Below are 24,569 nucleotides of genomic sequence, written 5' to 3'. Positions count from 1 at the left end.
TTCGACCCGGGGGGCGGTACTTCGGGCAAAAGCCCAATAGTGCCGCACGTCCCCGGTATCGACCAGCTCAGACCTTGCGGTACCGGGACTGGAGGAAGCAGTAGACGCCGAAGCAGGCGATGCCCAGGGCGACCAGGGTCAGCAGGGCCGTGCCGTACGACTGCTCGCGCAGCGTGCGCAGGGCAGCGTCCAGGCCGCGGGCCTTCTCCGGGTCGTAGTTGACCGCGGCCACGATGACCAGCAGGCCGGCGATACCGTACGCGACGCCCTTGGCGACGTAGCCGGCGATCCCGAGGCGACGGGCCAGCTTGCGGGTCTGCGGGCTCATCTCACCGGTCTTCAGGTGCTTCTCGAACGTCTTCTTCAGCCCGTAGATCACCAGGCCGACACCGATCGCGGCGACCACCAGTCCGGCCAGGCCGACCAGCCAGCGGCCCCCGGTGGAGGTCATCAGCTTGCCGGTCAGCGCCTCCTGGCTGTCGGCGCTGTTGGAGCCGGCGTCGGAGAAGACCTTGAACGCGGTCCAGGCGAAGTAGAGGTAGACGATGGTCCGGCCGGCCGAGGCGAGCCGTTCGGTGACCCGCTCCCGGCCCCGCTCGGCGCGGTGCCCGACCGCCGCCTCCAGCCCCTGCCAGATCGCCATGGCGAGCAGGCCGACCGCGGTGGCGATGACCAGGAACTTGCCCAGTGGCTGCGCGGCGAGCGTCCGCAGCGCGCCGGACTGGTCGCCGTCGTCGGACGACGTGCCGAACGCGATCTGCAGGGCCAACCAGGCGAAGAGCAGGTGAACGATGCCGTAGCCGATGAAGCCGGCCCGGGCGAGGAGTTCCAGCCACCGGCTGTCCGCCGTGCGGGAGGCGGTGGCTTCGGCGCTACGGGTGAGTGACATGCCGCCACAATCTCCGATTTCGACGATTCCCAAACGTCGGCCACCGCCGCCCGCCAGGTCAGTTGCCCGGGTTGCGGGAAACGCGGATCTTGACCTGCTGGTCGGTGACGCTGTCGACGGTGACCGCGAAGCCGCCGGCCTCGGTGGCCTGCTGGCCGGTGGTGAGGGTGAGCTGCTCGCCGGCGACCTCGACGGTCACCTGGTCGCCCTCGGCCCCGACGAGCTTGGCCTCGACGCCCAGGATCGTGGCGCTCGCGTCGACACCCCGCTCGAAGGTGACGGTGCAGGCGTCCAGCCCACAGTCGGTGGAGGCGCCCTGGGAGCTGCAACCGGCGAGCACGGCGAGGCCGAGCGCGAGACCGGCGAACAGGCCGGCGGCGCGGCGGACGGGGGGCAGGCCGATGGTGGTGGGTCGGTTCGTCACCTCGCCAAGGGTACGAGACGTCTGCGACGCCCAGCCGGGAGCGAGCGCGCAACGCACCCCGGCTAGGGTCCCGACATGGCCTTCGACATCGCCCGTACCCGGGCCGCCTATCCCGCCCTGACCGAGGGCTTCACCCACTTCGACGGCGCCGGGGGCACCCAGACCGCGGCCGGTGTGATCGACGCGGTCACCGACGTGATGCGTACGGCCGTCGGCAACCGCAGCGCCGCGTTCGAGCCGGGCCGCCGCTCGCTGGAGGTGGTGGCGGCGGCCCGTCAGGCGGTCGCCGACCTGCTCGGCGCCGAGCCGGACGGAGTGGTGCTGGGCCCGAGCGCGACCGCGCTGACGTACACCCTGGCCCGCACGCTCGGCGCTGGTTGGCGGCCCGGCGACGAGGTGGTGGTGTCCCGGCTCGACCACGACGCCAACGTGCGCCCGTGGGTGCAGGCCGCCGAGGCGGCCGGCGCGACGGTGCGCTGGGCCGAGTTCGACAGGCACACCGGCGAGCTGCCCACCGGTCAGTACACCGACCTGGTCGGCGAGCGGACCCGGCTGGTCGCGGTGACCGCCGGCAGCAACGCCATCGGCACCGTGCCGGACGTGCCGGCGATCGCCAAGATCGCGCACTCCGTGGGGGCACTGGTCTGCGTCGACGGAGTCCACTCGGTGCCGCACGGGCCGACCGACCTGGCGTCGCTCGGCGCGGACGTGCTGGTCACCAGCGCGTACAAGTGGTCCGGGCCGCACCTGGCCGCGATGGTGGCCGACCCGGCCCGGTGGGCGGCGCTGCGCCCGGCGAAGCTGGTGCCGTCCTCGGACGCGGTGCCGGACCGCTTCGAGTACGGCACGCCGAGCTTCGCGCTGCTGGCCGGCGTGACCGCCGCGGTGGACCACCTCGCCGGGCTGGACCCGGACGCGGTAGGTGACCGCCGGGCGCGGCTGCGGGCCGGACTGGCCGCCGCGCAGGCGCACGAGGAGGCGCTGCTGGACCGGCTGCTCGCCGGTCTCGCCGCGCGGCCCGCGATCACCGTCTACGGCTCGCCGGCGCGGCGCTGCCCGACGGTCTCCTTCCGGGTCGCCGGGATGTCGCCGGTGGCGACCCAGCAGGCGCTGGGCGAGGCCGGGTTCTGCCTGTCGTCCGGTGACTACTACGCCTACGAGTACTTCCAGACGCTGGGTCTGCGCGACAGCGGCGGCGCGGTGCGGGCCAGCATCTACCACTACAACACGGCGGACGAGGTGGACCGGTTGCTGGCCGAACTCGACGCGGTGGCCGACCGGACGGGGACAATGGCCCGGTGAGCACCCTCGTCGAGGACAACCCCGCCAAGAACCGCTTCGAGATCCTGGTCGACGACGCGCTGGCCGGCTTCACCGCGTACGTGCCCCGCGGGGAGGTGCTGGTCTTCACCCACACCGAGGTGGACCGCGCCTTCCAGGGCAAGGGCGTCGGCGGCGCGTTGATCCGGGGCACCCTGGATCAGGTGCGTACCCGCGGCGGCCGGGTGGTGCCGCAGTGCCCGTTCGTGGCGGCGTTCATCGACAAGCACCCCGAGTACGCCGACCTGGTCGCCGAGCAGCCGTAACCCGACCGGTCACCCGGGGTCAGCGGGCCCGGCCGGTCAGCGCCTCGGCGGCGGCCTGCCCGCTGGCCCGGGTGGCGCCGTGGGTGGCCAGGTGCACCGCCCCGGTGACCAGCTCGGGCACGCCCAGCTCGACCACCACCGCGTCGGGCCGGGCGCTGAGCGCACGCCGCACCGCCGCGCGCATCCACTCGTGCCGGTGCAGGTCACGCACCACCAGGACGAGGGGGCGGTCCCCGGCTGCGGCGCCCGGGTCGGCGGGCACGTCGGGCTCGGCGTGGCGGACCGTCGTCGTGCCGGGCAGCAGCTCGCCCAGCGGTTCCCCGATGCCCCACGGGGTCTCCGCGCCGATGGCGATGTTGCGTGGCGGCTCGAACTCGACCACGTACGCGGCGCGGGTCAGCGGCAGCGCGCTCGGCGCGGCCGGGCCGGTGGTGATCCGCACGGCACGACGGGCCGCGACCAGCCCGACATCCGAGGCCCCGTGGACGGCGCCCGAGCGGGCGGCGCGGGCGGCCACCGTCCAGGCGGCGAGCTGACCGACCCGTTTGGCGGCCTCGGCGAGGCGTTCCTCGGGCAGTTCACCGGCGACGACGGCGGCCACGATGGCGTCGCGCAGCTCCCGGGCCGCCCCTTCGTCGGCCCGCTCACCACCGACGCAGATCGCGTCGGCCCCGGCGGCGAGCGCCCGCACCGCCGCGCCGGCGAAGCCGTACCGGTCGGCGACCGCGCGCATCTCCACCGCGTCGGTCACCACCACGCCGGAGAAGCCCATCTCGTCGCGGAGCAGCCCGCCCAGGATGCGCTGGCTCAGCGTGGCCGGCAGCCGCTCGTCGAGCGCGGGCACCAGCAGGTGACCGGTCATCACCGCCTGCACGCCGGCCGCCACGGCGGCGCGGAACGGCGCCAGCTCGCAGGCGTCCAGACGGGCCCGGTCGGCGGTGATCCGGGGCAGGTCGTGGTGGGAGTCGACGCGGGTGTCACCGTGCCCGGGGAAGTGCTTGGCGCAGGCGGCCACGCCACCGCGCTGCAACCCGCTGATCCAGGCGGCGGTGTGCCGGGCGACGAGCGCCGGGTCGGCCCCGAACGACCGGACGCCGATCACCGGGTTGGCCGGGTTGGAGTTGACGTCGGCGTCGGGCGCGTAGTCGAGGGTCACCCCGGCCGCCGCCAGCTCGATGCCGAGGTCGAGGGCGACCGCCTCGGTCAGCGCCGGGTCGTCGACCGCGCCGAGGGCGAAGTTGCCCGGTCGGGAGCTGCCCCGGCCGGACTCGATGCGGGTGACGTCGCCGGCCTCCTCGTCGATCGCCACGATGACGTCCGGCCGCTCGGCGCGCAGCGTGGCGGTCAGCGCCGCCACCTGGGCGGTGTCGACGACGTTGCGGGCGAAGAGCACCACCGAGCCGAGCCCCTCGCCGAGCCAGCGGCACACCCAGGGTGGCGGCGTGGTGCCGACGAACCCGGGTTGCAGGACGGCGGCGGCCAGTGCCGGAAGGTGCCCGGCGGGCGCGGTCACGCCGTGGTCCCGAAACGCTCGACGTCGGTCGCGGACGCCGTGGCGCCGACCCGCTGGTTGCGCTCGCTCATGCGGCCCCCGTACCCCATCTCTCGCGCGCCCTCGGCGCACCGCCACCGGCAGGCGGTGCTGCCATGGTCACACCGAGCGATTCAATAGTCAATAAACCTTACAGTTGCCCGGCGGCACCGTTCCCGGGGAGAGTGCGGGGATGGATCCCGCCCTGCTGGCCGACGCCACGAGCCCGGCCGACATCCCCGGCGTACGCCTGCTCGGCCTGGTGGTCGGCGCCCTGCTCCTGCTCGCGGCGATCCGGGCGATGTTCGGCCGACGGTGACCTGGCGTCGCCGCGCCCGAACCGGTGTGTGACCCGCCGCCGCCGGGGTACGGCTTCGGCATCGAGCAGGACACGCGCGCCGAGGGGGCACGATGAAGATCGGTTATTTTCTGTCCAGTGAGGAGTTCACGCCGGCCGAGCTGGTGGAGCAGGCACGCGGCGCCGAACGGGCCGGCTTCGAGGCGCTGTGGATCTCCGACCACTATCACCCCTGGGTGGACGCGCAGGGTCAGAGCCCGTTCGTCTGGTCGATGATCGGCGCGCTCAGCCAGGTCTGCTCGCTGCCGGTGACCACTGCGGTGACGTGCCCGACCGTACGGATCCACCCGGCCGTGATCGCCCAGGCGGCGGCGACCAGCGCGGTGCTGCACGGCGGGCGGTTCATGCTCGGCGTCGGCACCGGCGAGGCGCTCAACGAGCACATCTTCGGCGACGCCTGGCCGCAGGCCGACGTCCGACTGGAGATGTTGGAGGAGGCCGTCGAGGTGCTGCGCGAGCTGTGGGAGGGCGGCTTCGTCAACCACCACGGCAAGCACTACACGGTCGAGCACGCCCGGATCTACACCCTGCCCGACACGCCGCCGCCGATCTACATCTCCGGGTTCGGGCCGAAGGCCATCGACCTGGCCGCCCGCATCGGCGACGGCTACGTGAGCACCATGCCCGACGGCGACATGGTCCGGCGCTTCCGCGAGAACGGCGGCGGTGACAAGCCGTGCCAGGCCGGCTTCAAGGCGGCGTACGCGGCCAGCGAATCCGAGGGCGCGCGGATCGCGTACGAGCGCTGGCCCAACGCCGGGGTGCCGGGCGAGCTGTCCCAGGTGCTGCCCTCGCCGCGGCATTTCGAGCAGGCCGCCGAGCTGGTCACGCCGGAGATGGTGCGCGACGCGTTCGTCTGCGGCAACAGCGCCGAGGCACACCTGGAGATGATCGACAAGTACGCCAAGGCCGGCTTCGACGAGGTGTACGTGGCCAACACGGGCCCGCACTACCAGGGGCTGTTCGACCTCTATCAGCGCGAGGTGCTCCCCCGCCTGCGCTGAGCCACGGATCCGCCGAGCCCATGATCGCCGAACGCGTTTCGGCGGTCATGGGCTCGGGTACCTCCGGCCCTCGATGAAACTGTCCACGCACTCGATGACGTTGCGCCGCGCGGCGCGGAGCCTCTTCGGCTGGAACGCGCTGCGGCCCAACCAGCTCGCCGCCATGCGTGCGGTGATGAAGCGCCGTGACGCCCTGGTGGTGCTGCCCACCGGCGCCGGCAAGTCGGCGATCTACCAGATCCCGGCCAGCCTGATCCCCGGCCCCACCGTGGTGATCTCTCCGCTGCTGGCGCTCCAGCAGGACCAGATCGCGGCGCTCAACGAGCGGCAGCGTCCGGAGCTGCGGGCGGTGCGGATCAGTTCGAACGAGTCGGCCGCGCAGCAGGCCGAGGCGATCGCCGAGATCGAGTCGGGCCGCGCGGAGTTCCTGTTCATCACGCCGGAGCAGTTGAGCAACCCGGACCGGATGGCCGAGGTCGCCGCGCTGAAGCCGGCGCTGGTGGCGATCGACGAGGCGCACTGCATCTCCGCCTGGGGGCACGACTTCCGGCCCGACTACCTGGCGCTGGGCCACCTCATCGAGGGCATCGGCCGGCCGCCGGTGGTCGCGCTGACCGCCACCGCCTCGCCGCCCGTACGCGACGACATCATCGCCCGCCTGCGGCTGCGCGAGCCGGAGGTGGTGGTGTCCGGGCTGGACCGGCCCAACCTGTTCCTGGAGGTGGCGCACTGCCCCACCGAGGACTACCGGTGGCGGCGGCTGATCGCGCTGCTGCGCGACGACGAGCGACCGGGGATCATCTACGTGCCGACCCGCCGGTCGGCCGAGGAGCTGGCCGAGCGGTTGACCGGGGCTGGCTTCCCGGCGCAGTTCTACCACGGTGGGATGGCGACCGGCGCGCGCAACGAGCTGCACGAGGCGTTCCTCGCCGATGAGGTGCCGATCATGGTGGCCACCTCGGCGTTCGGCATGGGTATCGACAAGCCGAACATCGCCTGGGTGGTGCACATGGCGCTGCCCGACTCGCCGGACAGCTACTTCCAGGAGATCGGCCGCGCCGGGCGCGACGGGCAGCCGGCCCGGGTGCTGCTGCTCTGGCAGGCCGAGGACGTCGGCCTGCAACGATTCTTCAGCGGCGGCCTGCCGGACTCCGAGGAGCTGCGGGACCTGGCCGCGCTGCTGCGCCGCAAGGCGGCCACCAAGACCGAGCTGCGCGAGACCACCGGTCTCGGCCCGCGCAAACTGGGCCAGTACCTGTCGCTGCTGGAGCAGGTCGGCGCCGCCGAGCCGCGCGCCCGCCAGCGCATCGGGGCTCCCCGCTACTCGCCCACCCCGACCGACGCGGCGGCGGCGGCGCTGGCCGAGGCGGAACGCCAGCAGACCGTGACCCGCTCCCGCACCGACATGATGCGGGCCTTCGCCGAGACCACGGCCTGTCGCGGGCAGACCCTCCTGGCCTACTTCGGCGAGCAGATGACCGAGGTCTGCGCGCACTGCGACAACTGCCACCGGGGCACCAGCGTGGCCGACCAGGGCGCGGTCGGGCCGTTTCCGGTGCACAGCCAGGTGCGCCACGCGGAGTGGGGGCACGGCCTGGTGCTCTCCCACGAGGACGACAAGATGACGGTTCTCTTCGATGAGGTCGGGTACAAGACCCTGTCGGTGCGCGTGGTGTCCGAGCAGGGTCTGCTGACCCTGGACTAGCCTGACCCGGGCACCGGTGCGGGGCCCGTGGATTGACCACACTGAGCAGGGCGGAAGGGGCATTGCCGTGATCGAGCAGCCGGCGTACACCGGTTTCGGTTTCTCCGACGGGGAGTGGGGGCTGCTGGTCGGTCTTCCGCAGTCGGTGCTGACCGCGGCGAGCGCCGCCGAGTCCGACGGCACCCGCCGGACCATGGCGGAGAACGCGGCCGGGTTGGAGACCATCGGCGCGGGCCGGGAGTCGGCCAGCCCGCTGGTCGCCGCCGTGGCCGGCGAGATCGTGACCCAGGTCGGCGACCCCGAGGCCGGCGAGGAGCTGCCGGTCATCGCGCCCGCCGACCCGCAGGGGTACATCGACGACGTGCTGGTGCGGGCCGGTGAGGCGTCCGCGTTGCTGGCCGCCCGCGTCGACGAGGGCGAGGCCGGGGCGTACAAGCACTGGCTCGTGAAGATCGCGGACCAGGTGGTCGGCGCCGCGTCCAGCGGCGGGCTGCTCGGCCTCGGCGGCGAGTCGGTGAGCGACTCCGAGCGGCGGTTCCGCGACCGGCTCGCCCACGTGCTCAACGACTGACCGACGACGTTTCCGACAGCGGCGTACCGCCCGGTTCGGTCGGCTCGGCGGCCAGTGCCGCCGGGTCGGCCGGCCGGACGCCACGCAGCGTCACCAGCGCGACCACCGCGCCCAGAACCATCGCCACCATGGCGGCGATCGCGGCGAGGTGCAGCCCGTCGGTGAAGGCGAACCGGGCCGCGTGCAGCACCGCGTCTCCCACCTCCGCCGGCAGTCCCCGGGTCACGGCGAGAGCGCCGCCCAGCGTCTCCCCGGCCGCGTCGCGGGCGTCGGCCGGCAGCCCGGCCGGCAGCTCGTCCAGGACCTCGCGGCGGTAGATCGCGGCGCCCACGCTGCCCAGGATGGCCATCCCCAGCGCGCCGCCCAGCTCGCTGCTGGACTCGGTCAGCGCGGAGGCGACACCTGCCTGCTCCGGCGGCGCCGCACCGAGGACCAGCTCGGTGACCAGCGACATCACCATCACCAGGCCGCCCGCGTACACGCTGGCGCCGACCAGCAGCAGCCAGAGCGGCGTCTCGGGGGTGACCCGGGTCAGCACCGCGAAGCCGAGCACGGCGATCGCGAAGCCGGCGCCGATCAGGTACGCCCGCTCGACACGCTGGGCGAGCGCGGCGGCGGCCGGGGCGACGCCGCCCACGGCGAGGGACGGCACCAGGCTCCACAGCGCCGCCCGCAGCGGGCTCAGGCCGAGCACCAGTTGCAGGTGCTGGGTGGTGAAGATGGCGAACCCGACGAGGGCGAACATCGCCAGCAGGTTGACCGCGAGCGACCCGGCGAAGCCGTGGCGGCGAAACAGCGCCAGGTCGACCATCGGGTGAGCCCGGGTCCGCTGCCGGTGCAGGAAGAGCGCCCCGACGAGCAGACCGGCGACGACCGCCAGCACCCGGACCGCGCTGACGCCGTCGCGGGCCATCTCCTTGATGCCGTAGATCACCGGCAGCAGCGCGCCGAGCGACAGCGCCGCGCTGAGCAGGTCGAACCGCCCGCGCACCGGGTTGCGGAACTCGGGCACCAGGACCGGGGCGAGCAGGAGCAGCAGCACCATCGCCGGAATGTTGATCAGGAAGATGGAGCCCCACCAGAAGTGCTCCAGCAGGACGCCGCTGAGCACCGGACCGACGGCGATGCCGCCGGTGAGCGTGGCGGTCCAGATGCCGATCGCGGTGCCCCGCTGCTTGGCGTCGTGGAACATGTTGCGCACCAGGGCGAGCGTGGACGGCATCAGGGTGGCCCCGCCGACGCCGAGCACGGCGCGCGCGGCGATCAGCGTCGCGGCGCTGTCGGCGTACGCGGCCAGCAGGGACGCGGCGCCGAACGCGGTGGCGCCCAGCAGCAGGAGCCGACGCCTGCCGATCCGGTCGCCGAGCGCGCCCATGGTGATCAGCAGTCCGGCGAGCACGAAACCGTAGATGTCGAAGATCCAGAGCTGCTGGGTGGCGGTGGGCCGCAGCTCCTCGCTGATGAACGGGACGGCGAAGTAGAGCACCGACACGTCCATCGAGACCAGGAGCAGCGGCAGCATCAGCACCGCGAACCCGATCCACTCCCGCCGGCCCGCGCGGGGTGCCGGTGAGGTCGTCGCTGTCATGGGAGGACTCCTTCTGCGTATGACGTACGCTGTTATGCGTAGACCATACGCAGAACTAGGATGGCGGGGCAAGGAGGAAATGTGGCGGAGACGCAAGACGACACCGGCCCGGCGCTCCCGCCGGCCATCGAGAGCGCCTGGGGCCTGCGCGAGCGGCCGCCGCGGGGCCCCCGACCCGGCCTCAGCGTGCCCGCCATCGTCGACGCCGCCGTGCGGGTCGCCGACGCCGACGGGCTGACGGCCGTCTCGATGAGCCGGGTGGCCAAGGAGTTGGGCGCGGCCACCATGGCCCTCTACCGGCACGTCGGCTCCAAGGACGAGCTGCTGATGCTCATGGTGGACGCCGGTTACGGCCCGTCGCCCGGCCCGGCCGCGCCGGACGACGACTGGCGTGCCCGCCTGACCCGCTGGGCCTGGGCCGAACACGACGTGCTGCGACAGCGCCCCTGGCTGCTGCACGTGCCGATCACCGGCCCACCTGTCACGCCCCAGCAGCTCGACTGGATGGAGGACGGGCTGCGCTGCATGGACGCCACCGTCCTGGCCGAGGCCGAGAAGATGTCGGTGATCCTGCTGATCACCGGGTACGTCCGCAACGAGGCGACACTCACCAACCAGATCGCCGAGGGCAGCCGGGCCGCCGGCATCGAGCCGGGCGAGCTGATGCCGGCGTACGGCCGGATGGTGGGCCGCCTGATCGACCCGGCCCGTTTCCCGGCGCTGCTGCGGGTGCTCAACGCCGGCGTCCTCGACCAGGACGACGACCCGGACGACGAGTTCACGTTCGGCCTGGACCGGATCCTCGACGGCATCGAGGCGCTGATCGCCCGCCGAGCGGCCTGAGGCGGCCCCGATGCTGCCCGTCGAGACCGTCGACACCACGGTCCTGCCACCCGGTGAACGGTTCGGCATGTGGCTGGACCTGGTGGCGCGCACCTCCGCGCCGCTGCGGATCCGATCCGAACACACGGCCGACTTCGCCGCCCGGGCCGACTTCGTCGACCTCGGCGCGATCCAACTGGTCGAGTACCAGTACCCGTCGCTGGACGCCACCCGCACCCGCAAGCTGGTCCGCCGGTCGGACCCGGAACTCTACGTGCTCGCCCTCACCACCGGAGGCGTCGGCACGTCCAGTCAGGACGGTCGTCGCAGCGAGATCCTGGCCGGCGAGTTCACCTTCTACGACGCCTCCCGCGAACACGACGTCTGTCACCACTCGACCGATCCGCAACGGACCCCGGCCACCTCGATCATCACGCTGATCCCGCACGACGCACTGCCGCTGCCACGCCAGCGGATGGTCGCCCTCTACGGCGGCCGGATGTCCGGCAGCGAGGGGCTCGGGGCGCTGCTGGCGCAGTTCCTGCTCCAGGTGACCGGCCATCGGGAGCAGTACCACGCCGCCGACGCCGACCGGCTCGGCGCGGTGGGGCTGGACCTGGTCACCACAATGCTCGGCCGGCATCTCGTCGCCGAGGACGCGGTGCCGACGGAGGTCCGCCGCCGGGCGCTGGTCGCCCAGGTGCAGGCGTACATCCACCGCCACCTGGGCGACGCGACGCTCAGCCCGCAGGTCGTCGCGGACGCCCAGCACATCTCGCTGCGCACCCTGCACCGCCTCTTCGAGGCCGAGAACGCCACCGTCGCGTCGTACATCCGGGACCTTCGGCTGGCCCGGTGCCGGCGTGACCTGACCGACCCGACGCTGCGGACCCAGCCCGTGCAGGTCATCGCCGCGCACTGGGGCTTCGGCGACAAGGCCCACTTCAGTCGCGTGTTCCGGGCGGAGTACGGGATGAGCCCGCAGGAGTGTCGCGACGGCATGGCGCTTCCGGCGCGGCCCGTCAACCGCCTGGCGTCCAGAGTCAACTCGTCCCGGGCAGACTGACGACCGACGTGGCCGAGGCAATGCCCGCGCACCCGGGCTCGACAGCGGCCACGAACGGGGGCCGTGGCGAGGCGCCCGCCGCGGGATGCGGCGGGCGGCCGCCCGGTGCCGCCCCCGGGCCGAGGCTCCGGCCCCGTCGCTTCCCCCCCAGGATCGTCGGCGGGGCCGGTCAGGCCTTCTCCAACAACTCCAACACGATCCGCTCGATCTCCGCACGAGGCGCACCCGGATCCACAGGTGCCACCACTCCGTCGTGGTAGAGGTCGACGACCCGGGGGTCCACGTAGGACGTCCGCGCCACCGTCGGGGTGTTGCCCAGCAGCTCGGCCACCGCACGCATCACCGCCGCCACCGCCCTGCGCCGGGCGGTGGTCGAGCGGGCCGGGTCGGCCGCGGCCAACTCCGCGGCGGCGAGCACCGTGGCATGCCAGGTGCGGAAGTCCTTGGCGGTCATCTCGCCGCCGCTGGCATCGCGCAGGTAGCCGTTGACCTCGTCGCTGCGCACGTCGCGCCACTCCCGACCGTCCCAGTAGCCGAACAGCCGCTCCGCCCGTCGACGACGCCGGCGCAGGTTGACCAGCACCTCGCACAGCTCCGGGTCCTCGATCCGGCGCACCTGCTCGATGCCGCCCTTGGCGGGAAACTCGAAGACCACGCAGTCGCCGCGCCTACGGGCGTGCTCCGGACGCAGGGTGGACACCCCGAACGTCGGGTCGTCGCCGGCCGCGTACTGGTCGCTGCCGACCCGGAACATCCCCATGTCGAGCAGGCGGGCCACGGTCGCCAGCACCCGGTCCCGGCCCAACCCTCGCCCGCTGAGGTCCTGACCCACCCGATCCCGCAGCTCCGGCAGCCGCCGGGCCACCTCCAGCATGTGGTCGAACTTCGCCGCGTCCTGCTTCTCCCGCCACACCGGGTGGTAGACGTACTGCTTGCGTCCGGCCGCGTCGACGCCGGTCGCCTGGATGTGCCCGTTCGCGTGCGGCGCGATCCACACGTTCTCCCAGGCCGGCGGGATCACCAGGTCCCGCAGCCGCGCCAGGACGGCGGGATCCCGCACGACCGCGCCGCCCGGATCGACGAAGCTCCAGCCCTTGCCGCGCCGGCGTCGCCCGTAACCGGGCCGACCCGGGTCGCTACGCCGCAACCGCACCGGAGACCCGCACCGCCCTCTCCACCTCGTCCACGGCGGCCAGCACCTCGTCGAGGCGCAGGGCCGTCAGTGTCGGGTGGCTTCCTACCCCGTCCCACAGGTGCAAATCCCCGTCGCCGACCCACAGCGCCCGGTGTCGGGGCCGGTCCGGCGGCGGCCCCCACGCCGCCGGGGGCACCGGCCCGAAGAGCACCACCGACGCGGTCCCGTACGCGGTGGCCAGGTGGGCCACGCCGGTGTCCCCGCTGACCACCAGGCGGGCGTCGGCGACCAGCGCGGCCAGCGCGCCGAGATCGGTCCGGCCGGCCAGCACAGCGTCCGGCGCCAGGCCGGCCTCGTCGGCCACCCGGGCGGCCAGCGCGCGTTCGTCGGCCGAACCGGTGACCAGCACCCGGTGCCCCCGTTCGTCGAGAGCCCGGGCCAGGGCCGCGAACCGTTCGGCGGGCCACCGCTTGGCGGGGACCTTGCTGCCCGGATGCAGGACTGTGGCGCCGGTCGGCCGGCCAGCCGTCGCGGGCCGGCGCAGGCCGAGATTCCGGCGGTCGGTCGGAATGTCGTACCAGGACAGCAGCCGGCACCAGCGGTCCACCTCGTGCTCGTCGGCGACCCACCGCGGCCCGTCGCCGAACCCGGCGTCGGCGTTCGCGAAGGCGAGCAGCCGCCCCGGACGGGCGGCGGCCAGCAGTCGATGCGACTGTGGTCCGCGCCCGTGCAGATTCACCGCGACCTCCGGGGCGGGGCCGGGCCAGGACGGCCCGTCCAGCCCGGCGGTGTCCACCAGCCGGTCGACGCCCCCGACCAGGTCGACAAGCGGGGCCAGGCCGCCGGGCGCGGCGAGCACCAGCTCCCGGTCGGGGTACGCGGCCCGCAACGCCCGCAGCGCCGGCACCGCGGTGACCAGGTCGCCGACGCCGAGGGCGCGCAGCACGAGGATCACGGGTACGACGTCTCCTGCTCGGCGCAGACCACCAGCTCGCGCACCGCGCAGCCGGGCGGCTGGTTGAGCGCGAACATGACCGCCGCGGCGGTGTCCACGGGGTCGTTGAGGATGGCGTCCGGCCCCGGCTTGTACTGCGGGTCGCGCTCGTCGAAGAACGCGGTCCGCATCCCGCCCGGAATGAGCAGGGTGACCCCGACCTCGCCGGCGAGCTCGGCGGCCAGGGCGCGGGTGAACCCGACCACGCCGAACTTCGCCGCGCAGTACGCGGTGGCGTCGCTGACCGCCTTGACCCCCAGGGTCGAGGCGACGGTGACGATGCGACCGCGGGAGGTCTGCAGGAACGGCAGCGCGGCCCGGATCACCGCGGCGGTGGCCAGCAGGTCCACGGCGACGATCCGGTCCCAGGTCTCCCCCGGCACGTCGGCGAGCCGACCCGGCACGTCCATGCCGGCCGCCGTGACCACCGCGTCCAGGCCACCGGCCTGCTCGGCGAGGTGCACGGTGGCCACCTCGGCGGCGCGGGTGTCGGCGAGGTCGCACTCGGTCCACGACACGCCGTCGGCCGGCGCCTGCCGGTCCAGCACGAGCGGGCGGCCACCGGAGGCGGCCACCGCCGCGACCACCGCCGCGCCGAGCCCGCTGGAGCCGCCGGTGACCAGGACGGTGGGCCCGGCGCCGGGCCTCGTGGCGGTCATCGGGCGCGCTCCCGCGTCGTCGACACCGGCTGCTGCGGTCGTCCGCCCAGGCCGGGCGCCGGATCGCCGGCCGAACGGGCGATCAGGTCACTTGTGGAACGACCGTCGAGGTACGGCACCACCACGGTGTTCCCGCCCCAGCGGCGCAGGACCTCGGCCTCGGGGAGCCCGGCCTCGTCGCCGCCGCCGGTGGCGTAGTCGCCGCCCTTGACCCAGACATCGGGGCGCAGCCAGGACAGCACCGCCTCGGGCGTCGGCTCGTCGAAGACGAGGACCGCGTCGACGCAGCTCAGCGCGGCCAGCAGCCGGGCACGGTCACCCTCGGACATGACCGGCCGGTCCGGCCCCTTCAAGCCGGCCACGCTGGTGTCGGAGTTCACGCAGACGATCAGGCAGTCGCCGAGCTGGCGGGCGGCCTGCAGGGTGGCCACGTGCCCGGCGTGCAGCAGGTCGAAGCAGCCTCCGGTGGCCACCACGGTGCCGCCGGCACCCCGCACCTCGGCGAGCAGCGTGGCGACCGCAGCGATGCCCACCCGCTCGCCACCCGGGCCGGCGATCGCGTGCCCGCTCGCCGGTGCGCGGCCCGCTCGCAGGATGCGCGAAAGCGGCTGTTCCGGTGGCGGCAGGGCCGTGGCCACTCCCCCGCCCGCCACGTACGCGGACGCCTCGGCGACCGCCGCCTGCACCGCCTCGGAGACCAGCGCGCCCTCGGCCAGGGCGAGACTGGCGGCGGCGGCGAACCGGTCGCCGGCCCCGCAGGTGTCGCCCTCGGCGCTGCCCGGGGTGGGCACCACCAGCGGCGTCGATCCGGCGTGGCAGAGCAACGCGCCGTCCCCGCCCAACGTCACCGCGACCGCGCCGGCCCGCCACCGCCGCCGCAGCCCCTGCGCGCCCCGGGACGCGGCGGCCAGCCGGGACGCGCCGGGCAGCGCGGGGACCAGCTCGCGTACCTCCGACTCGTTCGGGGTGGCCAGGTGCACCCCGGGCACCGCCGCCGGACCGCGCGGGTGCGGGTCCCACACCACCGGCGCGCGGGTGGCGGCCAGCGCGGCACGCAGCGCGGGCTGGCGGGCCACTCCCCGGCCGTAGTCGCTGACCAGCACCGCCGACGCGGCAGCGAGCACCCGCAGCACCTCGTCGGACGGCTGGCCCGGCTCACCGGAGGCGCCGCCCCGGTCGTGACGCAGCAGCACCCGGCCCCGGGCCCGCAACCGGATCTTCTCGGGCGTCGCCCCGGCCAGGCTCAGCGGGTACACCTGCACGCCGGCCGCGGCGAGCAGCGCGCTGAGCCGCGCGCCACCGGCGTCGTCGGCGAGCGCGGTGACCAGCACCACCTCGGCGCCCTGCGCGGCCGCGAAGACCGCCGCGAGGCCGGCGCCGCCGGGCCGGTCGACGGCCGACGTCTCGTCGAGCACCGGGACCGGGGAGTCCGGGCAGAGGCGGTTCACCACCCCTTCCACGTCCCGATCGAGCAGGGTGTCCCCGACCACCACCACGGGTCCCCTCACGCTTTCCTCCTCATCCTCACGCGTCGACCTGCTGTCCGGCCCCGCCGTCGAGCACCACCTCGACCCCGGTCCGCACCGGCCCGGACGCGAGCCGACCGGCCGGCGCCGGCTCGGCGGGCACGCCCGCGGCGGCACCTGTCACGGCAAGCGCTGCGGGCAGTTCCTGTTCGAGGTACTCGCAGAGCAGATGGCTGGTCACGAGATGCAGCTCCTGGACGACCTGACTGTCGGCCGACGGCACCGCCAGCACCTCGTCGCAGGCGTCGGCGAGCGGGTTGGGGGCGGGCCCGGTGAGCGCCCAGGTGGTGAGGCCGGCGTCGCGCGCCGCTTGCACGGCGGCGAGCAGGTTGCCGCTGGTGCCGCTGGTGCTGAGCAGCAACAGCACGTCGCCGGGCCGGCCGTGGGCGCGGACCTGGCGGGCGTAGACATCGGCGTAGCCGTAGTCGTTGGCGATGGCGGTGACCGCGCTGGTCTCGGCGTGCAGGGCGATGGCCGACAGGGGCTGGCGGTCGTCGCGCAGCTTGCCCACCAGCTCCGCGGTGAGGTGCTGGGCCTCGGCGGCGCTGCCACCGTTGCCGGCGACGAGCAGCCGTCCGCCGCCGGCCAGCCGGTGCGCCAGGGCCGCGCCCCAGCGCGCCAGCTGCGGTTCACACCTGCGGTACGGCGCCAGTGCCGCGGCGAGGTTGGTCAGGTGCACGTCGAGCGGGCTGCCCGCCGGCATCAGGCCACCACCCGGCTCGGCCGCCGCACGGCGACGACCTCGCCGTACACCTCGGCCAGGCGTTCCGCGGTGACCGCCCAGGAGTAGCGCGACCGGACCCGCTCGCGCGCCGCCGTGGCGTACCGGAAGCGGCGGATCCGGTCGTCGAGCAGCCGCTGGATCGCGGCGGCGAGGGCGTTGGGGTCCCGGGCCGGTACGAGGTCGCCGGTCGTGCCGTCGACGACTGTGTCGCGGATGCCGCCCACGGCGGTGCCGACCACCGGTACGCCGCACGCCATCGCCTCCAGCGGGGTCAGCCCGAACGGCTCGTACCAGGGCGCGGCGACCAGCAGGTCCGCCGAGCGGTACCAGCGGCCCATCTCCTCCCGGGGCACCGCGCCGACGAGGTGCACCCGGTCGGCGACCCCGCACGACTCGGCCAGGGCGCGCAGCCTGCGGGCGTACGGGTCGGTCTCCAGCAGCCCCTCGGGCGGGCCGCCGACCACCACACACTCGGCGTCGGGCACCAGCGCCATCGCACGGACCACCGTCTGGAAACCCTTGCGCTCGACCAGCCGGCCGACGGTCAGGATCCGGGCCCGGCCCGGCGCACGGTCGGCGACCGGCCCGAGCGGGGAGAACGAGGCGAGGTTCACCCCGGAGGGCACGACCGTCATCCGGGACCGGGGCACGCCCATCCGGACCAGCTCTCCGACCTCGTCGCGGCACTGGGCGACCACCCGGTCCACCGAGCGGCCCAGCTCCCGCTCGTAGGAGATGCGCCGGGCCGGGCTGGTGTCCTGAACGCCCTGGTAGCGGCGCTTGACCGTGCCCAGCGCGTGGTACGTCTGCACCACCGGCACCCCGGTCTGCCGACCGGCGTTCAACGCGGCCAGGCCACTCATCCAGAAGTGCGCGTGGATCACCTCGGGCGTCCAGTCCCCGCCGCGCCACCGCTCGACCAGCCAGCGGCTGAACTCCCGCATGTGCGGCAGCAGCGCGTCCTTCGCTACCGGCTCGGCCGGACCGGCCGGCACGTGCACCACGTCGTACCCGTCCGGGGCGCGCACGGTCACCGGCAGGTCGAGGGCGTCGCGGCGGGTGTAGACCCGCACCTCGTGCCCGGCGGCGACGAGCGCGGCGGACAGCTCGGCGACGTGCGTGTTCTGGCCGCCGGCGTCCTCGCCTCCGAGGATGGCGAGCGGGCTGGCGTGCTCCGAGATCATCGCGATCCGCATACTTCCTCCTCCAGCAGCCGGTCCCAGTCAGCGAGGAAACGGTCGAGGCCGTACCTGTCCCGCGCGGCGGCCCGTGCCGCCACGCCGGCCTGACGTGCGGCCGCCGGCTCGGCGATGAACCGGCGGGCGGCGTCGAGCAGGGTGTCCATCCGGGTGGCGAGCGCCCCCGCCTCCGGTGGCACCGCGGTCACGGCCTCGGTGGTGGCGAGCGCGACGACAGGCATGCCGATCGCCATCGCCTCGATGAGGCTGAGCCCGAGGGAGGTCCAGCGGCACAGGTGCAGGTACGCCCGCCGACGGGCCAACTCGGCGTGCATCCGGTCCTGGGGCACGTCGTCGTGGCTGGTGAGCCGGTCGGCGGGCAGCCCGAGATGGTCGGCGAGTCCCGCGACGCCCATGCCGAACACGTCCAGCGGCGCGATCGCGGCGAACTCGGGCAGCAGGTCCGTGCCGGTGACCCGGCCCCGCCGCACCGGCTCGTTGATCACCACGGCGAGCCGGTCCAGTTCACCCGTGTACGACACGGCCGGCGCGACGATGCCGTGGTCGACCACCGTGGTGCGGGTCGCGCCGGTGTCCCAGAAGATCTGGTTGAACCCGGTGACGTGGGCGACGAGCAGGTCGGCGCGGTCGGCCATCGGGTGGCGGGTGTTCGGCACGTCGCCCTTGGGGGTGTTGTGCTCGACGTAGATGGCGGGCACGTCGCGCCCGGGGCGTCGCCCGAGCCACTGCTCGGCCAGGTCGATCTCCTCCGGACGTTGCAGGATGACCAGGTCGACGTCGCTGCCGGGCAGGTCGTCGGGGGCGACCTCGACGGCGCTGTCCGGCCACGGGTAGGTGCGGGCCCGGCCGAGGCCGTACGGGCCACGGTCGGGTGTGGTGGGGATCAGGTAGCGGTGGCTGCCGTGCACGAAGGACGTGGTCCAGGAGCCGTGCACGTGCCAGAGCAGGATGTTCATCGGTTGCCACCACCGCTGGGCACGAGCGTGCGTACCGCCTCGACCACCTCGGCCGGGTCGACGCCGCTCAGGCACGGGTGCCCCGGGACCGGGCAGGTGGCCGCCCGGGTGTCCCGGCAGGGCGCGCTCGCGTCGCCGAGCCGGACGGTGGGCACCCGGTACGGCCCCCACTGCCCGAACGGGACTGTCGGCGCGAACAGGCTCACGACCGGCACCCCGGCCGCGGCGGCCAGGTGCGCGGGTCCGGTGTTGCCGACCACCACGGCGGCGGCGTCCGCGACGAGCGCGGCCAGAGCGGCCAGGTCGGTCCGGCCGCCCAGGTCGGTGCCGCCGGCCGCCGCGACCCGGGCGGTGACCGTACGCTCGTCGGGCCCGCCGGTGACCAGCACCCGGTGCCCGGCGGCGGTCAACGCGGCGGCGATCCGCGCCGCCAGCTCGGTCGGGCAGGCCCGGCTCGACGCGGCCGACCCGGGGTGCAGCACCACGTAACCGGGGTCACCGGCAGCGGCCGGGCGCGGCGCCACGGCGTCGGCCCGGAGCCGGAGCACTGGTTCGTCGCCGACCGGCAGCCGGTAGCCGGCCGCCGCGGCGAGGGAGAGCGCCCGCTCGGGTTCGGGGACGCCCACCGGCACCCGGTGGCGGATGTCCACCAGGGAGCCCGGGTAGTCGTCGCTGATCGCGGCGATCCGGGTGATCCCGGCCATCCGCAACAGCAACGCGAGCGGCAGGGCGGACTGGTGGAACGACGTGAACACCACCGCCTCGTCCGCGCCGACAGCGGCGAGACGGGCGGTCAGGTCCCGCATGGCGTCCGGGTCGACAGGCGCCGGCGCGGGGTCGATCCACGGCAGCGGGTGCTCGATGATCTCGTCGATGCCGGGCAGCAGCTCGGCGGCGGCGCGTCCCCGGGGGCCGCACAGCAGCACCACCCGCCGCGCGCCGGCCGCGACGGCGCGGATCGCCGGCCCGGTGACCAGCACGTCCCCGGCCGAGTCCGACCGCACCACCAACGCCGTGCCCACCCGTTCGCCGACCTCGGCGGGTTGCACGGCCCGCTGGCGGCGCAGGATCTCGTCGACCGCGCAGGGCAGGTCCGCGGCCACCCAGCCGGCGGCGGCGATCTCCTCCGGTCGGGTCACCGGGGTCGGCACCAGCACCCCGGTCGCCCCGGCGGCCAGTGCGGCGCCCACGTCGCGGCCGATGTCGCCCACCAGGACACAGCGCGACGCGCTCGTGCCGAGCTCGCGGGCGGCGGCGTGCACCAGACCGGGCGCGGGCTTACGGCAGTCGCACCGGTCGGAGTCGTCGTGCGGGCAGACCAGCCAGGCGTCGAAGCCGCCCAGCAGCTCCTCCACGCGGGCGTGCACCGCCCGCATCTGCTCTTCGCTGAAGTAGCCCCGGGCCAGGCCCGACTGGTTGGTCACCACCGCCAGGCGCAACCCGGCGGCCCGCAGCCGGTCCAACGCGGCCCGCGCCCCGGGGACCGGACGGACCTTCTCCGGGTCACCGTTGTACGGCACATCCTCGATCAGGGTGCCGTCGCGGTCGAGCAGGACCGCGTCGTACAGGACTCCCCCGGTGGGTGCGACAGGCCCGCGACCAGCCCGGCCAACACCGGCGTAAACCCGGGCTGACCTGCACTGATACGGATCCTCCTGGTCCTGTCGCACAGCCGGCGGGTTCCCGGCGCCCCGAGGAGTAAACGTCGTCGTCGGCGCCGTGGGCCAACGCCGCCGGCGGTGCCCCGGGTCGGCCTTACCCGCCACTTCCGAGAAGCTAACCCGCAGGTCCGTTAGCCTCCGCCGGGAGGCGGGTATGGGAGCCCAGTGGCGATAGTGGAGAAAGTGATCGACGCTGCCCCGCAGCAGGTGTTCGACGTGCTGGCCGACGGGTGGACGTACAGCGACTGGGTGGTCGGGACCGCGCACGTGCGCGACGTGGACGACGCCTGGCCGCGGGTGGGCAGCCAACTGCACCACCGGGCCGGGCCGTGGCCGTTCTCGTTGCAGGACGCCTCGACGGTGCTGGCCTGCGAGCCGCCGCACCGGCTGGTGCTGCGCGCCGGCCTGTGGCCGGCCGGCGAGGCGATCGTGGCGTTCACCCTGGAACCGGTCGACGGCGGCGCCACCCGCGTCCGCCTCGGCGAGGACTTCGCGGCCGGTCCGCTGCGCTGGGTGCGCAACAAGGCCAACGACCTGGTCCTGCACCTGCGTAACCGGGAGACGCTGGACCGGCTCTCGGACATCGCCACCCGACAGAAGGGCGCCCGGTGACGCAGACGGTGGTGGTGACCGGCGCGAGCGCCGGCGTGGGCCGCGCGGTGGCCTGCGCGTACGCGGCCCGGGGCGCCCGGCTGGCGCTGCTGGCCCGGGGCGCGGCCGGGCTGGCCGCCGCCGAGCGGGAGTGCCGTTCGCTGGGCGCCGCGGACGTACGGGTGTACCAGGTGGACGTCGCTGACGCGGGCGCCGTGCAGCAGGCCGCCGACGACGTGGTGCACCACTGGGACGCCATCGACGTGTGGATCAACAACGCCATGGTGTCGGTGTTCGCGCCGGCCTGGGAGATCCCGGCCCGCGAGTTCCGCCGGGTCACCGAGGTGACGTACCTGGGCACGGTGCACGGCACCCTGGCGGCGCTGCGGCACATGCGCGCCCGTGGTCGGGGCGCGATCGTGCAGGTGGGCTCCGCGCTGGCCTACCGGGGGATTCCGCTGCAGTCGGCGTACTGCGCGAGCAAGCACGCCGTGCAGGGGTTCAACGACTCGCTGCGGGCCGAGCTGCTGCACGACTGCCCGGGCGTGAAGCTGTCGATGGTGCAACTGCCCGCCGTGAACACGCCGCAGTTCTCCTGGGTGCGTACCCGGCTGCCCCGGCACCCACAGCCGGTGCCGCCGATCTTCGCGCCCGAGGTCGCGGCGCGGGCCATCGTCTGGGCCGCCGACCGGGGCACCCGGGAGTTGAACGTGGGCGGCCCGACGTGGCAGGCCCGCCTCGGCGACATCCTGATCCCCGGCCTGCTGGATCGCAAGCTGGCCCGCGACGGGTACGACAGCCAGCAGACCGGCGACGAGATCGACCCGGCGACCTGGCGGGACAACCTGGACCACCCCGGCGACGACGACCGGGACCGGGGCGCGGCGGGCATCTTCGGCGAGCAGGCTCGGCGGCGCTCGGCGGCGCTCTGGGTGGGCACCCACAAACCGGCGTTGTCCGGCCTCGCCCTCGCCGGCGTCGCGATGGCCCTCACGGCGATGGCCCGTCGCCTGCGCTGAGCGGGCCGCCACCTGCGGCCGCCCGATCGACGGGGAGCCTTTTCAATCCGGGTCGGGCAACTGGCTACCCTCTGAGGTAGCCCAGTCCGCAAACCGAGGATGTCCGACATGATCGAGCCCGTCCAACTGCCGTCGCCGTGGCGAGACGCACAGCTGACCGTCGTCGTGCCCACCTACAACGAGGCGGGCAACCTCCCGGCGCTGGTCGAGCGGCTGCTCGCGCTGCCGCTGCCGGGCCTGCGCATCCTCGTCGCCGACGACAACTCCCCCGACGGCACCGGAGAGGTGGCCGACAAGCTGGCCATCGAGTATCCGGAGCGGATCGAGGTGATGCACCGGGCCGGCAAGGAGGGCCTGGGTCGGGCGTACGTGGACGGGATGAGCCGGGCTCTCGAGGGCGGCGCCGAGTTCGTGGCACAGATGGACGCCGACCTGTCGCACCCGCCGGAGGCGCTGCCGGGGATGCTGGGCGCGCTGCTCTCCACCCAGGCCGGCGTGGTGATCGGCTCCCGGTACGTGCCCGGTGGCGAGCTGGACGAGAACTGGCCGCTGTACCGGCGCGCGCTCAGCGGATGGGCGAACCTCTACGTGCACACGCTGCTGCGGGTGCGCATCCGTGACCTGACCGCCGGCTTCAAGATCTGGCAGGCCGACGCGCTGAAGGACATCGGTCTGCACCGCGTGCAGTCCAACGGCTACAGCTTCCAGGTCGAGATGCACTACCTGGCGACCAAGCTGGGCCACACGATCCTGGAGGTGCCGATCCGCTTCGAGGAGCGGCGCGACGGCGTCTCCAAGATGACCACTGCGACCAAGGTCGAGAGCGCCCTGATGCCGTTCCGCCTCCGCAGCAAGCACCGCAACATCACCAACTGACGCACCTCGTCGACCGGGAGGTTCGCGTCGCGGACCTCCCGGTCGACGGATCAGGTCGGGGGGTAGACGGCTCGGTGCGCGGTGGCGATCGCCGCCGCGTAGGCGGTGCCGGTCAGCGCGCGGTCGCGGGCCAGGGCCGCGCGGGCCGCGTTCGCGCCCGGTGCGCCGTGCACCCCGCCGCCCGGGTGCGCCGACGAGCTGGCCAGAAAGAGCCGGTCGACCGGGGTGTCCGCCCTTCCCAGGCCGGGGATCGGGCGTAGGAACAGCTGCTGGTACGCGGCGGCGGTGCCCCCGCCGAGCGCGCCCCCGACCAGGCTCGGGTCGCCCTTTTCCAGCTCGGCGGGCCCGGCCACGTGCCGTCCCACGATGAGCTGCCGGAAGCCCGGGGCCGCCGCCTCCAGCACGTCCTCCATGCGCTGCACGTGCCCGGCGATCTCCTCGGCCCGCCAGTCCTGCCGGAACGGCAGGTGGGTGTACGACCAGAGCGACTCGGTGCCCGGCGGCGAGTGGCTCGGGTCGGCCACGGACATCTGCCCGACCAGCAGGAACGGGTCGCGGGGCAGTTCGCCGCGGGCGAGCTCGCCGGCATAGCGGGTCAGTCCGTTCAGGTCCGCGCCGAGGTGCACGGTGCCGGCGCCGGCGACCTCCCGGTTGGTCCACGGCACCGGGGCGGAGAGCGCCCAGTCCACCTTCAGCGTCGAGCCGTCCCACCGGAAGTGCGCCAGGTCCTCGACCAGCCGCGACGGCAGCGCCGCCGGCCCGACGAGGTCGAGGTAGAGGGCCGGGGCCGGCACGTCGGCGAGGACGGCCCGGCGGGCCCGCCACAGCGCGCCACCTGAGGTGCGCACGCCCATCGCCCGGCCGCGCGCGGTGAGCACCCGGTCGACCCGCGCGCCGTAGAGGATGCGGCCACCGCGCTCGGACAGGCGGGCCACCAGCGCGTTGGTGATCTGCCGCGCGCCGCCGTCGGGCACCGGCCAGCCGACCTGCTGGCCGAGCATGGCCAGCAGCCAGCCGTACACGCCGGAGCCGGCCTCTTCCGGGGACAGGTCGGTGTGCAGGGCGCAGCCGGCGAGCAGCGCCGGCCCGCCCGGACCGTCGAACAGCTCGTCGCCGAGCTTGCGCACGGGCACCACGAGTCGGCGGGCCAGTCGCAGGGCGCCCGCGACCCGTAGCCGGCGCAGCAGGCCCAGGCCACCGCGCACCGGCGGGAACGGCGTGGTGATGGTGGTCAGCATCGGCTCGGCCACGTCGAGCCAGTCGGTGTACGCGTTCAGCCAGCGCTTGCCGTCGCCGGGGGCGAACTGCTCCAGCGAGGCGGCCGTGACGTCGGGATCCCGGTTGATCACCGCCGCTCGGCCGTCGGGCAGCAGGTGCGCCAGCACGTCCGGGGCGTGCCGCCAGGACAGCCCGTACCGGCCCAGGTCGAGACCGTCGAGCACGGGCGAGGCGTACCCCAGGGGGTAGAACGAGCTGTAGAGGTCGCTCAGGTAGCCCGGGGCGGTCACCTCGGCGGACTGGACCGCGCCGCCCGGTACGGCGGTCGCCTCCAGCACCACCACGTCCCACCCGGCGTCGGCCAGCAGGTTCGCCGCGACCAGGCCGTTGTGCCCGGCTCCGACGACGACGGCGTCCGCGCTCTGCGCGCCGGTGGTAGTCACCCGATCCGCCTACCCGGCGCGCAA

Annotated in this window: 24 protein-coding genes; 11 read left to right on the top strand and 13 right to left on the bottom strand. The window is 74.4% G+C overall.

Annotated features, from left to right (window positions below):
• Window positions 1-67 precede the first annotated feature (67 nt).
• Both AB0B97_RS26935 and AB0B97_RS26930 read right to left on the bottom strand, forming a co-directional pair.
• The gene (locus tag AB0B97_RS26935; RefSeq protein WP_234589361.1) at window positions 68-889 is read right to left on the bottom strand and encodes a DUF1206 domain-containing protein; all 822 of its coding nucleotides are present in this window, start codon (window positions 887-889) and stop codon (window positions 68-70) included.
• A gap of 58 nt (window positions 890-947) precedes the next feature.
• Window positions 948-1,313, bottom strand: coding sequence for a hypothetical protein (locus tag AB0B97_RS26930; RefSeq protein WP_234589362.1), 366 nt, complete (start codon window positions 1,311-1,313; stop codon window positions 948-950).
• A gap of 75 nt (window positions 1,314-1,388) precedes the next feature.
• Between AB0B97_RS26930 and AB0B97_RS26925 the strand changes: the two genes are divergently transcribed.
• Together AB0B97_RS26925 and AB0B97_RS26920 are read left to right on the top strand one after the other, a co-directional pair.
• Window positions 1,389-2,615, top strand: coding sequence for a cysteine desulfurase-like protein (locus tag AB0B97_RS26925; protein WP_357497499.1), 1,227 nt, complete (start codon window positions 1,389-1,391; stop codon window positions 2,613-2,615).
• Window positions 2,612-2,899: a GNAT family N-acetyltransferase gene (locus tag AB0B97_RS26920; protein WP_357497497.1), complete on the top strand. Its 288-nt coding sequence runs from the start codon at window positions 2,612-2,614 to the stop codon at window positions 2,897-2,899. The genes AB0B97_RS26925 and AB0B97_RS26920 overlap by 4 nt, the downstream gene beginning before the upstream one ends.
• 19 nt (window positions 2,900-2,918) lie before the next feature.
• Here AB0B97_RS26920 and AB0B97_RS26915 read toward each other — a convergent pair whose 3' ends face one another.
• Window positions 2,919-4,412, bottom strand: a complete 1,494-nt coding sequence (locus AB0B97_RS26915) for a glycoside hydrolase family 3 N-terminal domain-containing protein (RefSeq protein WP_357497495.1) — start codon at window positions 4,410-4,412, stop codon at window positions 2,919-2,921.
• 211 nt (window positions 4,413-4,623) lie between these two features.
• Here AB0B97_RS26915 and AB0B97_RS26910 point away from each other — a divergent pair, with 211 nt between their 5' ends.
• From AB0B97_RS26910 to AB0B97_RS26895, 4 genes are all read left to right on the top strand, one after another.
• Window positions 4,624-4,749, top strand: a complete 126-nt coding sequence (locus AB0B97_RS26910; RefSeq protein WP_255421242.1) for a hypothetical protein — start codon at window positions 4,624-4,626, stop codon at window positions 4,747-4,749.
• A gap of 92 nt (window positions 4,750-4,841) precedes the next feature.
• A complete protein-coding gene (locus AB0B97_RS26905; RefSeq protein WP_357497493.1) occupies window positions 4,842-5,792 on the top strand; it encodes a TIGR03557 family F420-dependent LLM class oxidoreductase in 951 nt (316 codons plus the stop codon).
• A gap of 73 nt (window positions 5,793-5,865) precedes the next feature.
• Window positions 5,866-7,497 (top strand): ATP-dependent DNA helicase RecQ, encoded by a 1,632-nt coding sequence (locus AB0B97_RS26900; protein WP_357497491.1) that lies wholly within the window; start codon window positions 5,866-5,868, stop codon window positions 7,495-7,497.
• A 67-nt stretch (window positions 7,498-7,564) separates the two neighbouring features.
• Entirely contained in the window at window positions 7,565-8,068 is a 504-nt protein-coding gene (locus AB0B97_RS26895) for a hypothetical protein (RefSeq protein WP_234589383.1), read from the top strand.
• On the opposite strand, the gene AB0B97_RS26890 is transcribed toward AB0B97_RS26895, so the two are convergent.
• On the bottom strand, window positions 8,058-9,656 hold the full coding sequence (locus tag AB0B97_RS26890) for an MFS transporter (RefSeq protein WP_357497488.1): 1,599 nt from the start codon (window positions 9,654-9,656) through the stop codon (window positions 8,058-8,060). The two genes, AB0B97_RS26895 and AB0B97_RS26890, sit on opposite strands and share 11 nt — an antisense overlap.
• 81 nt (window positions 9,657-9,737) lie before the next feature.
• Here AB0B97_RS26890 and AB0B97_RS26885 point away from each other — a divergent pair, with 81 nt between their 5' ends.
• Both AB0B97_RS26885 and AB0B97_RS26880 read left to right on the top strand, forming a co-directional pair.
• Entirely contained in the window at window positions 9,738-10,499 is a 762-nt protein-coding gene (locus tag AB0B97_RS26885) for a TetR/AcrR family transcriptional regulator (RefSeq protein ID WP_357497486.1), read from the top strand.
• A gap of 10 nt (window positions 10,500-10,509) precedes the next feature.
• Complete coding sequence (locus AB0B97_RS26880; RefSeq protein WP_357497484.1) at window positions 10,510-11,544, top strand: helix-turn-helix domain-containing protein; 1,035 nt, start codon at window positions 10,510-10,512, stop codon at window positions 11,542-11,544.
• Window positions 11,545-11,713: 169 nt separating this feature from the next.
• Here AB0B97_RS26880 and AB0B97_RS26875 read toward each other — a convergent pair whose 3' ends face one another.
• From AB0B97_RS26875 to AB0B97_RS26840, 8 genes are read right to left on the bottom strand one after another with little or no spacing between them, the layout of a single operon-like run.
• The gene (locus AB0B97_RS26875) at window positions 11,714-12,697 is read right to left on the bottom strand and encodes a DNA topoisomerase IB (protein ID WP_357497482.1); all 984 of its coding nucleotides are present in this window, start codon (window positions 12,695-12,697) and stop codon (window positions 11,714-11,716) included.
• Complete coding sequence (locus tag AB0B97_RS26870; protein WP_357497480.1) at window positions 12,681-13,634, bottom strand: glycosyltransferase family 9 protein; 954 nt, start codon at window positions 13,632-13,634, stop codon at window positions 12,681-12,683. Before AB0B97_RS26870 ends, AB0B97_RS26875 begins: the two co-directional genes overlap by 17 nt.
• On the bottom strand, window positions 13,631-14,332 hold the full coding sequence (locus AB0B97_RS26865; RefSeq protein WP_234589389.1) for an SDR family oxidoreductase: 702 nt from the start codon (window positions 14,330-14,332) through the stop codon (window positions 13,631-13,633). The genes AB0B97_RS26870 and AB0B97_RS26865 overlap by 4 nt, the downstream gene beginning before the upstream one ends.
• The gene (locus AB0B97_RS26860; RefSeq protein ID WP_357497478.1) at window positions 14,329-15,840 is read right to left on the bottom strand and encodes a PfkB family carbohydrate kinase; all 1,512 of its coding nucleotides are present in this window, start codon (window positions 15,838-15,840) and stop codon (window positions 14,329-14,331) included. Before AB0B97_RS26860 ends, AB0B97_RS26865 begins: the two co-directional genes overlap by 4 nt.
• A 16-nt stretch (window positions 15,841-15,856) precedes the next feature.
• Entirely contained in the window at window positions 15,857-16,564 is a 708-nt protein-coding gene (locus AB0B97_RS26855; RefSeq protein WP_357497807.1) for an SIS domain-containing protein, read from the bottom strand.
• Window positions 16,561-17,778 (bottom strand): glycosyltransferase, encoded by a 1,218-nt coding sequence (locus AB0B97_RS26850; RefSeq protein ID WP_357497476.1) that lies wholly within the window; start codon window positions 17,776-17,778, stop codon window positions 16,561-16,563. The genes AB0B97_RS26855 and AB0B97_RS26850 overlap by 4 nt, the downstream gene beginning before the upstream one ends.
• On the bottom strand, window positions 17,763-18,737 hold the full coding sequence (locus AB0B97_RS26845) for a glycosyltransferase (protein WP_234588362.1): 975 nt from the start codon (window positions 18,735-18,737) through the stop codon (window positions 17,763-17,765). The genes AB0B97_RS26850 and AB0B97_RS26845 overlap by 16 nt, the downstream gene beginning before the upstream one ends.
• A complete protein-coding gene (locus AB0B97_RS26840; RefSeq protein WP_357497805.1) occupies window positions 18,734-20,305 on the bottom strand; it encodes an HAD-IIIA family hydrolase in 1,572 nt (523 codons plus the stop codon). The genes AB0B97_RS26845 and AB0B97_RS26840 overlap by 4 nt, the downstream gene beginning before the upstream one ends.
• Before the next feature lie 258 nt (window positions 20,306-20,563).
• On the opposite strand from AB0B97_RS26840, the gene AB0B97_RS26835 reads away from it, so the two are divergent.
• The 3 genes from AB0B97_RS26835 to AB0B97_RS26825 all read left to right on the top strand — a co-directional run bounded on the left by AB0B97_RS26835 (window position 20,564) and on the right by AB0B97_RS26825 (window position 22,884).
• Window positions 20,564-21,010, top strand: coding sequence for an SRPBCC family protein (locus tag AB0B97_RS26835; protein ID WP_357497474.1), 447 nt, complete (start codon window positions 20,564-20,566; stop codon window positions 21,008-21,010).
• Window positions 21,007-22,008 carry an SDR family oxidoreductase gene (locus AB0B97_RS26830; RefSeq protein WP_357497472.1) on the top strand — a complete coding sequence of 334 codons (1,002 nt, stop codon included), beginning with the start codon at window positions 21,007-21,009 and terminating at the stop codon, window positions 22,006-22,008. Before AB0B97_RS26835 ends, AB0B97_RS26830 begins: the two co-directional genes overlap by 4 nt.
• 108 nt (window positions 22,009-22,116) lie before the next feature.
• The gene (locus AB0B97_RS26825; RefSeq protein WP_234588366.1) at window positions 22,117-22,884 is read left to right on the top strand and encodes a polyprenol monophosphomannose synthase; all 768 of its coding nucleotides are present in this window, start codon (window positions 22,117-22,119) and stop codon (window positions 22,882-22,884) included.
• Between the two features lie 50 nt (window positions 22,885-22,934).
• On the opposite strand, the gene AB0B97_RS26820 is transcribed toward AB0B97_RS26825, so the two are convergent.
• Window positions 22,935-24,545: an NAD(P)/FAD-dependent oxidoreductase gene (locus tag AB0B97_RS26820; protein ID WP_234588367.1), complete on the bottom strand. Its 1,611-nt coding sequence runs from the start codon at window positions 24,543-24,545 to the stop codon at window positions 22,935-22,937.
• Window positions 24,546-24,569 lie beyond the last annotated feature (24 nt).

The organism is Micromonospora sp. NPDC049004 (assembly GCF_040649315.1).
Taxonomy (GTDB): domain Bacteria; phylum Actinomycetota; class Actinomycetes; order Mycobacteriales; family Micromonosporaceae; genus Micromonospora.
The sequence above is the reverse complement of the archived record's forward strand: the minus strand, read 5'-3'. Positions and strand labels throughout refer to the sequence as shown.